Annotated in this window: 12 protein-coding genes; 6 read left to right on the top strand and 6 right to left on the bottom strand. The window is 68.0% G+C overall.

The window, feature by feature from the left end; all coding sequences use genetic code 11:
• The 6 genes from RKE40_RS26640 to RKE40_RS26615 form a co-directional block, all read right to left on the bottom strand.
• Positions 1-187 (bottom strand): hypothetical protein (locus RKE40_RS26640; RefSeq protein ID WP_316021192.1); only part of this gene is annotated, 187 nt, incomplete at its 3' end.
• Between the two features lie 133 nt (positions 188-320).
• Positions 321-1,214, bottom strand: coding sequence for a polysaccharide deacetylase family protein (locus RKE40_RS26635; protein WP_316021191.1), 894 nt, complete (start codon positions 1,212-1,214; stop codon positions 321-323).
• A 2-nt stretch (positions 1,215-1,216) separates the two neighbouring features.
• Positions 1,217-2,938: an ABC transporter ATP-binding protein gene (locus RKE40_RS26630; RefSeq protein ID WP_316021190.1), complete on the bottom strand. Its 1,722-nt coding sequence runs from the start codon at positions 2,936-2,938 to the stop codon at positions 1,217-1,219.
• Between the two features lie 163 nt (positions 2,939-3,101).
• Positions 3,102-3,983, bottom strand: a complete 882-nt coding sequence (locus RKE40_RS26625; RefSeq protein WP_316021189.1) for an ABC transporter permease — start codon at positions 3,981-3,983, stop codon at positions 3,102-3,104.
• Positions 3,980-4,951, bottom strand: a complete 972-nt coding sequence (locus tag RKE40_RS26620) for an ABC transporter permease (RefSeq protein WP_316021188.1) — start codon at positions 4,949-4,951, stop codon at positions 3,980-3,982. Before RKE40_RS26620 ends, RKE40_RS26625 begins: the two co-directional genes overlap by 4 nt.
• A gap of 94 nt (positions 4,952-5,045) precedes the next feature.
• Complete coding sequence (locus tag RKE40_RS26615; protein WP_316021187.1) at positions 5,046-5,747, bottom strand: creatininase family protein; 702 nt, start codon at positions 5,745-5,747, stop codon at positions 5,046-5,048.
• 96 nt (positions 5,748-5,843) lie between these two features.
• Here RKE40_RS26615 and RKE40_RS26610 point away from each other — a divergent pair, with 96 nt between their 5' ends.
• The 6 genes from RKE40_RS26610 to RKE40_RS26585 all read left to right on the top strand — a co-directional run bounded on the left by RKE40_RS26610 (position 5,844) and on the right by RKE40_RS26585 (position 11,393).
• Entirely contained in the window at positions 5,844-6,395 is a 552-nt protein-coding gene (locus RKE40_RS26610; protein WP_316021186.1) for a MarR family winged helix-turn-helix transcriptional regulator, read from the top strand.
• On the top strand, positions 6,392-7,996 hold the full coding sequence (locus tag RKE40_RS26605; RefSeq protein WP_316021185.1) for an ABC transporter substrate-binding protein: 1,605 nt from the start codon (positions 6,392-6,394) through the stop codon (positions 7,994-7,996). The genes RKE40_RS26610 and RKE40_RS26605 overlap by 4 nt, the downstream gene beginning before the upstream one ends.
• A gap of 189 nt (positions 7,997-8,185) precedes the next feature.
• A complete protein-coding gene (locus tag RKE40_RS26600; protein ID WP_316021184.1) occupies positions 8,186-9,133 on the top strand; it encodes an isoaspartyl peptidase/L-asparaginase family protein in 948 nt (315 codons plus the stop codon).
• Between the two features lie 160 nt (positions 9,134-9,293).
• Positions 9,294-10,334, top strand: a complete 1,041-nt coding sequence (locus RKE40_RS26595) for a ketopantoate reductase family protein (protein WP_316021183.1) — start codon at positions 9,294-9,296, stop codon at positions 10,332-10,334.
• Positions 10,307-11,062, top strand: a complete 756-nt coding sequence (locus RKE40_RS26590; protein ID WP_316021182.1) for an SDR family NAD(P)-dependent oxidoreductase — start codon at positions 10,307-10,309, stop codon at positions 11,060-11,062. The genes RKE40_RS26595 and RKE40_RS26590 overlap by 28 nt, the downstream gene beginning before the upstream one ends.
• A gap of 121 nt (positions 11,063-11,183) precedes the next feature.
• Positions 11,184-11,393 (top strand): cold-shock protein, encoded by a 210-nt coding sequence (locus RKE40_RS26585; RefSeq protein ID WP_316021181.1) that lies wholly within the window; start codon positions 11,184-11,186, stop codon positions 11,391-11,393.
• The last annotated feature ends 163 nt before the right edge of the window (positions 11,394-11,556 follow it).

Below are 11,556 nucleotides of genomic sequence, written 5' to 3'. Positions count from 1 at the left end.
AACCGGGCGTCGTGCCGCCTTGTGGAGGACGTTCCTGCCCGCCCGGCCGTTGGCGGCGCGGATCGGGCCGGTCGTCATCGCCCGACTGGGCCTGGGCGAGCTGGAGCGATGGCGCGGCGAAACTGCCCTGCGAAAGAGCGATGGCGGGGATCAGGGTGCCGAGCAGGAGCAGATTCTTGAGGCGCATGGTGACGTCCGTTTCCAGTTGTTCTTCCGGACATCAGCGCCCTCGCGCCCTGAATTCCGGATGAACCGAAAACGGCCGAAATCGGGCACGGTTCCGCTTCCCAAGCGGCAACCGGCCCGGCTTTGCGCAGGTTTCAGAGTTCGGCCTGCGCCTTCACATAGGCCGCGATTTCGGCATGCGTCGCGAACCAGACATCGCCCTTGCCCTTGGCGTGCCGCACCAGTTCCTCGACGATCCAGAAGCGCGAGCGATAGGTGATGACGTGCGGATGCATGGTCAAAAGGAACAACCCGCCATCCTCGTAGGCGCCGTCGAATTCGCGGCGGAAGATGTCGAACACCGCCTCTGGCGGCGTATAGGGCCGCAGCGCCTGGAAGCGGTTCATGTTGAAATAGACCGCGTCGTCCCGGATCCACTCGACCGGAAGCTCGACCATGCCGGTGGGCTCGCCGTTCTCGATCAGCTCATAGGGGTCGTCATCGGCGAACAGCGAGGAATCGTAGAGCAGGCCGAGCTCGCGCTCGACCGCGAGCGTCACCTCGGAAAAATCCCAGGACGGGGTGCGCATGCCGACCGGCCTGACGCCGGTGATCCGCTCCAGCGTATCGGCCGAGCGCAGATGCAGCTCGCGCTCCTTGTCGGGCGGCACCGCCGTGTTGACCTCGTGGATCCAGCCATGAAGGCCGATTTCGTGCCCCTCGGCGACGACCCGGCGCTGTTCGTCGGGATAGAGCAGGGCGGTCACCGCCGGCACGAAGAAGCTCGCCTTGATGTCTTCCTTCGCCAGCATCGACAGGATGCGCGGCATGCCGGCGCGGTTGCCGTATTGCCCCCAGGAGAGCCGCCCGACCGACTTGCCGCCGTCGCGCAGTTCGTTGGTCTCGTGATCGACGTCGAAGGAGAGCGCGACGGCGCAGCGCGCGCCGCCCGGCCAGCTCTTCGGCTTGAGATTGCGGCCGGCGCGCACGCGCTCGACCTTGCCGCGCCAGGTTTCCTCCGACCACTGCCAGGGTTCGAGATCGTCCATCGTCATCCTCCAGTCGAGGCCGCCGCCGGCAGCACCGGCACGGCGGCGAGCAGTCGCTTGGTGTAGTCGTGCTGCGGCCGGTCATAGACCTCGGCCGCCGGGCCTTCCTCGACGATGCTGCCGCGATACATCACCGCCACACGCTCGCAGAGATGGCGCACCACCGAGAGGTCGTGGGAGATGAAGAGCAGCGTCAGGCCGAGCTCGCTGCGCAGCCGCATCAGCAGGTTGAGGATCTGCGCCTGGATCGAGACGTCGAGCGAGGCGACCGGCTCGTCGCAGATCACTAGGTCCGGCTGCATGGCGAGCGCACGGGCAATCGCGACGCGCTGGCGCTGGCCGCCGGAGAACTGGTGCGGATAGCGGCCGGCGAAAGCGGGATCGAGCCCGACGGCGCCGAGCCAGTCGCGGACATAAGCCTCGGCCTCGGCCTTGCCGACGAGGCCATGGGCGCGCGGGCCTTCGCTGATGCTATCGCCGATGCGCATGCGCGGATCGAGCGAGGCGAACGGGTCCTGGAAGATCGTCTGGACGCGGGTGGTGAGCTTGCGCGGCGTCTCGCCGGCGCTCATCACGGGCCGGCCGGAGAGGCGCACCGTGCCGGCGCTGGGCGCGTAGATGCCAGCCGCCATCCGCCCCAGCGTCGATTTGCCGGAGCCGGATTCGCCGACGAGGCCGAGCGCCTCGCCGCGGCGCACGGTCAGGCTGACGGAATCGACGGCCAGCACCGATACCGGTGGCTTTGCGAGGCCGAGCCTCTCGGCCATTGCCCGCAGTGCCCCGGTGCGGGTTTCGAAGCGCTTGCTGACGCCGTCGAGAACGAAATAGGGCGCGGCTTCGTCGCCGGCCGCCTCGGCCTTCGCCGCCGGCAGGCGTGGCGGCGGAGCGGCGTCCGGAACTCCGCCACCGCGCAGCAGGTACTGACCCGGTGTGCCGCGCGAGGGCAGGGCATCGAGCAAGGCGCGGGTATAGGGATGCTGCGGCCTGGTCAGCACGTCGAGCATCGGGCCGGCCTCGACGATCTTGCCGAGCCGCATCACCGCGACGTGCTGGGCGATCGAGGCGACGGTGGCGAGGTCGTGGCTGATCCAGATCAGCGCGGTGCCGAGCTCGGCGACGAGCTCCTTCATCTCTGCCAGTATCTCGGCCTGGATCGAGACGTCGAGCGCAGTCGTGGGCTCGTCGCAGATGATCAGCTTCGGCCCATGCAGCAAGGCGATCGCGATGGCGACGCGCTGGCGCATGCCGCCGGAAAGCTGGTGCGGATAGAAATCGACCGTCGCCTGCGGGTTGGGGATGCGCACCTGCGCGAGGCCCTCGACGGCGCGCCGGCGTGCCTCCGCCGCCGAGACCTTGCGATGCGCCTCCAGCGCCAGCCGGATCTGCTCGCCGATCGTCAGCACCGGGTTCAGCGTCATCAGCGGGTCCTGGAAGACCATCGAAACGGTCTTGCCACGCAGGGCCCGGAGCTCGTCCTGCGGCAGGCCGGTGAGCTCGCGCCCTTCCAGCTTCACCGAGCCGCCGGCGACGCGGCCGGGCGGATCGATCAGGCCGATGATCGAGAAGCCGGTGACGCTCTTGCCGGAGCCGGATTCGCCGACGAGCCCCATCACCTCGCCGCGCCGCAGCGAGAAGGAGACGCCGTCGACGGCCTTCACCACCCCGGCGCGGGTGAAGAAATGCGTGCAGAGGTCGCGGACGTCGAGGAGGGGCGCGTCGGTCATAAGCGCCTCCCATTCAACAACAATCGAGTCATCCCGGGCGACCGAAGGGAGACCCGGGATCCATGCCGGGACGCCATCCGGCAACGCTCAGGCATGGGTCCCAGGTCTCCGCTGCGCTGCGCCCGGGACGACTGGCGTATTTTGGGAGGCAAAGGATGGATCATCATCGCTTCAGCCTCGGATTGACCTGGTCGCGGACCTGGTCGCCGACGAGGTTGATCGCGACGATCAGCAGGATCAGGGCAAGGCCCGGATAGATCGAGATCCAGTAGCGGCCCGACAGCATGTACTGGAAGCCATTGGCGATCAGGGATCCCAGCGAGGGTTCCGTCACGGGCAGGCCGACGCCGAGGAAGGACAGCGTCGCCTCGAGCGCGATCGCATTCGCCACCTGCACGGTCGCGACCACGATCAGCGGCGGCAGGCAGTTGGGCAGGATATGGCGCCAGACCACCTGCCGCGCCGGCAGCGGCGTCGAGAGCGCCGCCTCGACATAGTCCTTGCCGCGCTCGGCCGAGGCCGCGCCATGGGCGGTGCGGGCGAAATAGGCGTATTGCGCGGCTGCGAGCGCGGCGATCAGTTGCGCCTTGCCCTGGCCGAGCAGGGCCGAGATCACCAGCGCCAGCAGGATCGCCGGGAAGGCGAGTTGCAGGTCGATCACCCGCATGATGAAGGCCTCGCGCCTTCCGCCGAGATAGGCGGCGGAGATGCCGAGCGTGACACCCACCGCGAAGGCGATGGCGCCGGCGACCAGCCCCATCTGCAGGGAGATGCGCAGGCCGTAGAGGATGGCCGAGAACAGGTCGCGCCCCTGCGCGTCGGTGCCGAGCCAGTGCGTGTAGCCGCCGGAGCCGACATAGCCCGGCGGCCGGCGGGCATCCATCAGCGCGAGCTTGGCGAGGTCGTACGGGTCCTGCGGGGCGATGAGCGGGGCGAACAGGGCGACGCCGACCAGCGCCACGACGACGGCGAGCGCTGCGACCGCGATCCTGCTCTCGCGGAACTCGGCCCAGAAGCGGGCGGCGGGCGAATCCTTCCGCATCATGCCCGCCCCTTCCGCAGGCGCGGATCGAGCGCGAAATAGGTCAGGTCGACCACGAAATTGATCATGATGAAGACGAAGGCGACCAGCATCAGATAGGCGACCATCACCGGCCGGTCGAGCGACTGGATGGAGTCGATGATCAGCTTGCCGATGCCCGGCCAGGAGAAGATCGTCTCGGTCACCACGGCGAAGGCGAGCGTCGAGGCGAATTCGAGCCCGAACACCGTGACGAGCGGGATCGAGATCAGCCGCAGCACATGCCGGCGCAGCACCGTCCATTCCGACAGGCCGGCGGCGCGGGCGAATTTCACGGTGTCGCTCAGCATGACCTCGCGGGTGCCGGCGCGCGCGAGGCGCGTCATCAAAGCGAGCTTGAAGAAGGCGAGATTGGCGGCCGGCAGCAGCATGTGGCTGAGCCCGTTCGCGGTCAGGAAGCTCCATTCGATGCCGAACAGCGCGGCGGTGTCGCCGCGCCCGCCGGCCGGCAGGATCTGCAGCTCGACGGCGAAGGTCATGATCAGCACGAGGCCGATCCAGAAGGTCGGCACCGAGAAGCCGAGGATCGAGAGCGCCATGATCGCCTTGGCGAGGGCGCTGTCCGGCCGGTAGCCGGCATAGATGCCGGCGGGAATGCCGATCAGCGCCGCGCCGACCACGGCCGCGACCGTCAGTTCCAGCGTCGCCGGCAGGCGCGACAGGATCAGCTCCAGCACGGGCATGCCGAAGACGAAGGAGCGGCCGAAATCGCCGTGCAGCACGCGGCCAAGAAAGGTGAAGTACTGCTCCCAGAGCGGCCGGTCGAGGCCGTAGCGGGCGATCGTCTCGAGCCTGATGTCCTGGCTGACATCGGGGCCGATCAGCACGTCGATCGGATTGCCGATGGCGTAGACGCCGACGAACACCAGCGCCGACATGACGAGCATGACGACGAGCGCCTGCAGGATGCGCTCGATGACGTGCGTCAGCATAGGCTGGACATCGCCCGGATGGTCCTCGCAGCCCCTGTCCCGGGCGACCGCGAGGCGGTCGGATGGGACCCGGAGGTTGCGGGACCATAGTCCATTACGGCCAGCTCTCCACCATCGCCGCGCGCGTCTCCTCGACGCCGACGGCCCAGAGCCGGAGCATCTCCTCGTCGGGCTTCTGGTAGCAGCCGTGGAAATTGCCGTCGCCGAGGATCTCGCGCTTCCGGGCCGGATTGGCGGCCTGGTAGAGGGCGCTGTCGAAGGGCGGCTTGACCGCATCCGGGAGCGCGACCCCGGCCAGGCGGTTCCAGGGAAAATTCTCCATCCAGGAGGCATGCGAGGCGGCTGGGTCGACCTGCCGGACCGCCGCCTGGAAGCGCGGCCCGGCCCACCAGTTGTGCATCCTGACGCTGGCGTCGGGGCGCTTGCCCATCCACTCCGTCGCGAAGGTCATCGCCGGCGAATTGCCGCCATGGCCGTTGACCAGCACGATGCGCCGGAAGCCGGAGCGGTAGAACCCCTCGAGCAGATCCTCGAGCAGCGCGACATAGGTGCTCATCCGCAGCGAGACCGTGCCGGGATAGGCGGTGAAGCCCGGCGTCATGCCATAGGCCTGCACCGGAAAGACCGGAATGCCGAGCGGCTCGGCGGCTTCATTCGCGACTCGCTCGGCCAGGATCGCATCGGTGGCGAGGCTCAGATAGGCGTGCTGCTCGATGCAGCCGAGGGGGAGCACGCAGCGGTCGTCGCGCCTCGCCTGCTCCTCGATCTGCATCCAGTTCATCTCAGCGACGAGCACGGCCAAATCCTTGCGTTTCGGCAAAAGCACGTCATCCTTGACAGTGGCATAGGGGGTCGTCAAGTTCCACATGGAACTAAGTCAGGAAGTGCCGAGATGCGCCATGCACCGACTGCCTTGTCGAAGTTGGACAGCGAGCGCGAGGCCGCTCTGCGCAATCTCGATCCGCTGATTGTCACCAAGCTCTGGGACAATCCCTGCTGGCTTTCCTTCCGGCTGAACTTCATCGCCTTCCGCTTCAACGATCCGGTCTATCGCTGGATCGAGGCGCGTTACGGGCTGGTCCGGCCGGAATTCGTCGCGCTCTACGCGGTCGGCTTGAAGGGTGGCGTCGCCGCCAAGAACATCGTCGCCTCCGCGGGTCTGCCGAAGAACACGCTGTCGCGTGCGATCCAGAAGCTGCTCCAGCGCCGCCTGCTCAAGCGCGAGGCCGACCCTGAGGATCTGCGCAGCTATGTGCTGGCGCTGACGCCGGCCGGCCGCGCCATCTTCGACGAGACCATGCCGCGGATGGTGCAGCAGCAGGCCGCGATGCTCGGCACGTTGACCGAGGCCGAGCAGAAGCAGCTCTGCGAGCTCCTGGACAAGATGGTGATCGCCTCTCCGATCTGGCCTGCCGACCTCGAACCCGAAAGCAACCCGTCATGACGCAGACCTTGCCGCGCATCTTTCCGCTCTGGCGCCGTGCCGCGCTCGCTGCCCTGTTCGGGGTCGCGCTCGCCGGTCCGGCGCTGGCCCAGAACCTGACCATTGGCGTGCGCGCCGGCCCGGAATCGATCGATCCGCATTTCACCGCGACCGGCACCCATGCCGAGGCGCTGAAGCATGTCTTCGACACCCTGACCTGGTCGGGCGACAAGCTGCAGATCGAGCCGCGCCTGGCGACGAGCTGGAAGGCGATCGAGCCTTCCGTCTGGGAGTTCAAGCTGCGGCCCGGCGTGAAGTTCCATGACGGGTCCGACTTCACCGCCGAGGACGTCAAGTTCTCGATCGAGCGCATCCCGGTCGTCGCCGGCCCCAACCCGACGACGATCTATGTCCGCCGCGTCAAGGAGGTGAAGATCGTCGATCCGCTCACCGTCCACATCGTCACCGACGGGCCGGCGCCGAACCTGCCCAACGATTTCATCCGGCTCTTCATCGTCTCGCACAAGGCGGCCGCCGGCCTGACCAAGGACAATGCCAACGACGCCTTCAACAGCGGCAAGGCGGCGATCGGCACCGGCCCCTACAAGTTCGTCTCGTGGACGCCGAAGGACCAGCTCGTGCTCGACCGTTTCGACGGCTACTGGGGCGAGAAGGAGCCCTGGGCCCGGGTGCTGCGCAAGGAGTTGCCGAACGATGCCGCCCGCGTCGCCCAGCTGAAGGCCGGCCAGGTCGACATCATCGTGCGCGCGCCTGCTTCCGACGTGCCGACGCTGAAGCGCGATGCCAAGCTCTCGGTCGCGACCATCGACACCGTCTACGTCTTCAACATGGAGCTCGACATGCGGGACAAGTCCCCGCAGGTCAGCGCCAAGGACGGCTCGCCCCTCCCGAAGAACCCGCTGCAGGACGCCAAGGTCCGCGAGGCGATCGACCTCGCCATCGACCGGCCGGCGCTGGCCGAGATCGCGATGGAAGGGCTCGGCGCGCCGGTCAACCAGCTCGTGACGCCCGACATCGCCGGCTACAACAAGAGCCTGCCGCCGCTGAAGCCCGATCTCGCCAAGGCGAAGAAGCTGATGGAGGAAGCGGGCTACCCCAATGGCTTCAAGGTCGGCTTTTCCTTCACCAGCGACCGCCTGCCCGGCGACCGGCAGGTCGGCACCTCGATCGCCCAGATGCTGGCCCGCATCGGCATCGACGTGAACGCCAACGCCCAGCCCGGCGCGGTCTTCTTCCCGGCCCGCCTGCGCGGCGAGTTCTCGCTCTCCATGTCCGGCTGGGGCACGCTGACCGGCGAAGCGAACTACACGCTCTCCTCGGTGGTGCATTCCAATGATCCCGCCAAGAAGCTCGGGGCCTTCAACGTGCTCGGCTACAAGAATGCCGAGCTCGACAAGCTGATCGAGGATGCTGCGGTCGAGATGGACGAGGCCAAGCGCAACGACCTGCTGGCGCAGGCCAACGCCATCGTCGCCAAGGACCGGCCGCGCCTGCCGATCGTCGCCGTCGGCTCGGCCTGGGCGATGCAGAAGGCCAAGGTCACGATCCGCCCGCGCGTCGACGAGGATACGCTGGCCATGGACATCAAGCCTGCGAAGTGAAAAGAGCTGGTGGCTATCCCCTTCCCCCTGGCGGGGAGGGACCAGGGGTGGCGGCGCAAAGGCGCGCATCGCCACCCTCCGGCCTACTGCCTGACCCGATCTAGCGCCCACGAGCGCTCACCCATTCATTCGCCCCCTGCTCCTACCCGACCCATAAGGGGGAGGGGCTCGTCGAGGTTCACGATCACCATGACCATCGCTCTCGCCATCCATGGCGGCTGCGGCACCTTGCCCAAATCCGAAATGACCGACGCCGAATGGGCCGAGGCCAAGGCCCATCTCGCCAAGTCGCTGCGTGCCGGCTGGGCCGTCCTGAGCAAGGGCGGCAGCGCCGTCGACGCGGTCGAGGCCGCCGTCGTGGTGATGGAGGATTCCGCGCATTTCAATGCCGGCCACGGCGCCGCCCTCAATGCCGATGGCGAGCATGAACTCGACGCCTCGATCATGGATGGGGCGACGCTGGCGGCCGGCGCGCTCTGCGCCGTCAAGCGGATCCGCAATCCCATCACCGCCGCCAGGGCGTTGATGCAACGGGGCGACCCGCTGCTGCTGACCGGGCCGGCCGGCGACGCATTCGCCCAGGCCGAAGGGCTGGACATGGTCGCCAACGACTATTTCTCGACCGAGCGCCGGCGCAAGAACCTCGCCTCGATGAAGATCCGCGAGCTCGTCGGCACCATGGCCGGTGCGAGCGAGGCCGAAAAGCACGGCACGGTCGGCGCCGTCGCGCGCGACCGCGCCGGCCACCTCGCCGCCGCCACCTCGACCGGCGGCTACACCAACAAGCCGCCCGGGCGCGTCGGCGACTCGCCGATCATCGGCGCCGGCACCTATGCGCGCGACGGACGCTGCGCCGTTTCCGGCACCGGCAAGGGCGAGTACTTCATCCGCTATTGCGTCGGCCACGAGATCGCGTCGCTGATCGGCTATGCCGGACTCTCGCTGCAGGACGCGGCGGACCGCGCCATCGCCGAGCTCAGCGCCCACAGGATCGGCGCCGGCCTCGTCGCCATCGGCGCCGACGGCACGATCGTCGCGCCCTATAACTCCGAAGGCATGTATCGCGGCTGGGTCACCCCGGACGGACTCGTCCATGTCGCGACCCATGCCGATGTCGACATGGTGGGGCAGGCGTGAGCGGCGATCATCTCCCCTCGGCCCTCATCCTGAGAAGGCCGCCTAAGCGGCCGTCTCGAAGGATGCCCCAGCTGGTCAGGGAGTTTTCTGGAGCCTCCTTTGAGACGCGATCTGCGATCGCGCCTCAGGATGAGGGCTTCGGGCGGGAGAAGGCGGGCTCATGACGACCGAACCGATCCTGATCTGGGGCGCAGGCGCGATCGGCGGCACGCTCGGCGCCTATTGGGCGCGGGCCGGCGTGCCCGTGCTCTTGGTCGATATCGTGCCCGAGCATGTCGAGGCCTGCCGGACCTCGGGGCTCGCGATCACCGGCCCGGTCGAGGAGTTCCGGCAGGTCGTGCCGGCGGTGACGCCGCAGGAGCTGACCGGAAGCTATTCGCGCATCGTCCTGGCGGTGAAGGCGGGAGCGACAGAAGCGGCCCTCGCCGCCCTGACACCGCATCTCGCCGAGGACGGCTTCGTGCTCTCGGCCCAGAACGGGCTCAACGAGATCACCATCGCCAAGGCGGTCGGCGAGGCCCGGACCATGGGCTGCTTCGTCAATTTCGGGGCCGACTGGCATGGGCCGGGCGAGATCCTCTACGGCAATCGCGGCGCCGTGGTCGTCGGCGAGCTCGATGGGGCGATGACCGAGCGGGCCCGTGAAATGCACCGGCTGCTCAGCCTGTTCGATGCCGATTCCATCCTGACCGACAACATCTACGGCTATCTCTGGGGCAAGCTCGCCTATGGCGCGATGCTGTTCGGCACCGCCCTCACCAATGATTCGATGTCGGCGAACTTCGCCGATCCGGAGCGGCTGCCGGTCTGGCTGGCGCTCGGACGCGAGGTCGGCGCGGTCGCGGTGGCACGTGGCGTCACCTCGCTCGGCTTCGGCGCGTTCGACCCGAAGGTCTTCGCACCCGGCGCGCCCGAGGGGCCGCAGGTGAAGACCATTGCCTGGCTCGCCGACTACACCTCGAAGACCGCAAAGACCCATTCCGGCATCTGGCGCGATCTCGCGGTGCGCAAGCGCAAGACCGAAGCCCGGCCGCAGATCGGCATCATCTCGGCGCTCGGCCGCGAGGTCGGCGTCGCGACGCCGGCGCTGGAGACACTTGTCGCTCTCATCGAGGACATCGAGGGAGGCCGCCGGCCGATGGCGTTCGAAACCCTGAAGGTGCTGATCGAGCAATGCAGATCCGCTTCGACGACCGTGTAGCCCTGGTCACCGGCGCCGCGCAGGGCATTGGCCGCGCCATCGCCCAGGCGCTGGCGGAAGCCGGCGCGAAAGTTCATCTCGCCGATCTCGACGCCGTGGGCGTCGCCGCCAGCGCGGAAGCACTCGGCGCGAAGGCGCATGTCGCCGATCTCGGCAGTCCGGAGGCGCCCAAGGAGCTGGTCGACGCGATCCTCGCGACCGAGGGCCGGCTCGACCTCCTGGTCAACGCGGCCGGCGGCGTGCGCGGCCAGATCGGCCGGCCGATCGAGGAGATCTCCGAGTCCGACTGGCGCGCCATCTTCGCCGCCAATGTCGACGCCGCCTTCTTCCTGTCGCAGGCCGTTGCACCGGCGATGAAGCAGGCTGCTTACGGCCGTATCGTCAACATCTCCTCCGGCGCCGGCCTTCGTCCTAGCCTGACTGGCATCCAGGCCTATGCCAGCGCCAAGCACGCGCTGGTCGGGCTCACCCGGCAGCTCGCCTGGGAGCTCGGGCCGCATGGCGTCACCGTCAACTCCGTCGCGCCCGGCTTCGTCCGATCGAATCCCGCGACCGAGCGGCAATGGCAGTCCTACGGGCCCGAGGGCCAGAAGCGGCTGATCGAGGGCATCCATACCCGCCACCTCGGCACGCCAGCCGATATCGCCCATGCCAGCCTGTTCTTCCTATCGGAGCAGGCCGGCTGGATCACGGGGCAGGTCCTGTCGGTCGATGGCGGCCGCTCATGAACCCTCTCCCCGAAAGGGATGATCGGGCTCGTTGCTGAGCCGGATTGCCACATGCGCAAGGATCGCCCTAGAGTGCGCGCCGGGCGGCACTCGCCGCCCGCCGAAAGTGAAGGGAGAGCACGTGGCAACGGGCACCGTGAAGTGGTTCAATGAGACCAAGGGCTATGGCTTCATCACGCCGGACGCCGGCGGCAGCGACGTCTTCGTGCATATCAGCGCAGTCGAGCGCTCGGGCCTGCGCGGCCTGAACGAAGGTCAGAAGATTTCCTTCGACCTCGAAGCCGATCGCAAGACCGGCAAGTCGGCGGCTGTCAATCTGAAGACTGCCTGAAGACCATCGCCTAACGAGGGTAGCGGACAAGCGGCGTCCGCTTCCCCGCCATATCGAACTCGTCAAGAACTGATGATTCCGGGCATTTCCGTCGCCGATCGGCGGCGGTCAGGAGCGCTGGCAGGGCCAGGCTCCCTCCGCGGCGCAGGCCGCTCGCAACCGC

It is taken from the genome of Allobosea rubneri, from assembly GCF_032464875.1.
Lineage (GTDB): Bacteria > Pseudomonadota > Alphaproteobacteria > Rhizobiales > Beijerinckiaceae > Allobosea > Allobosea rubneri.
This window is presented reverse-complemented; position numbering and strand designations above follow the sequence as displayed.

What these genes read in the sequence shown, in the direction of transcription:
- RKE40_RS26635 (WP_316021191.1), bottom strand. Translation starts at nt 1,214, where the DNA reads ATGGACGATCTCGAACCCTGGCAGTGGTCGGAGGAAACCTGGCGCGGC.
- RKE40_RS26630 (WP_316021190.1), bottom strand. Translation starts at nt 2,938, where the DNA reads ATGACCGACGCGCCCCTCCTCGACGTCCGCGACCTCTGCACGCATTTC.
- RKE40_RS26625 (WP_316021189.1), bottom strand. Translation starts at nt 3,983, where the DNA reads ATGATGCGGAAGGATTCGCCCGCCGCCCGCTTCTGGGCCGAGTTCCGC.
- RKE40_RS26620 (WP_316021188.1), bottom strand. Translation starts at nt 4,951, where the DNA reads ATGCTGACGCACGTCATCGAGCGCATCCTGCAGGCGCTCGTCGTCATG.
- RKE40_RS26610 (WP_316021186.1), top strand. Translation starts at nt 5,844, where the DNA reads ATGCGCCATGCACCGACTGCCTTGTCGAAGTTGGACAGCGAGCGCGAG.
- RKE40_RS26605 (WP_316021185.1), top strand. Translation starts at nt 6,392, where the DNA reads ATGACGCAGACCTTGCCGCGCATCTTTCCGCTCTGGCGCCGTGCCGCG.
- RKE40_RS26600 (WP_316021184.1), top strand. Translation starts at nt 8,186, where the DNA reads ATGACCATCGCTCTCGCCATCCATGGCGGCTGCGGCACCTTGCCCAAA.
- RKE40_RS26595 (WP_316021183.1), top strand. Translation starts at nt 9,294, where the DNA reads ATGACGACCGAACCGATCCTGATCTGGGGCGCAGGCGCGATCGGCGGC.
- RKE40_RS26590 (WP_316021182.1), top strand. Translation starts at nt 10,307, where the DNA reads ATGCAGATCCGCTTCGACGACCGTGTAGCCCTGGTCACCGGCGCCGCG.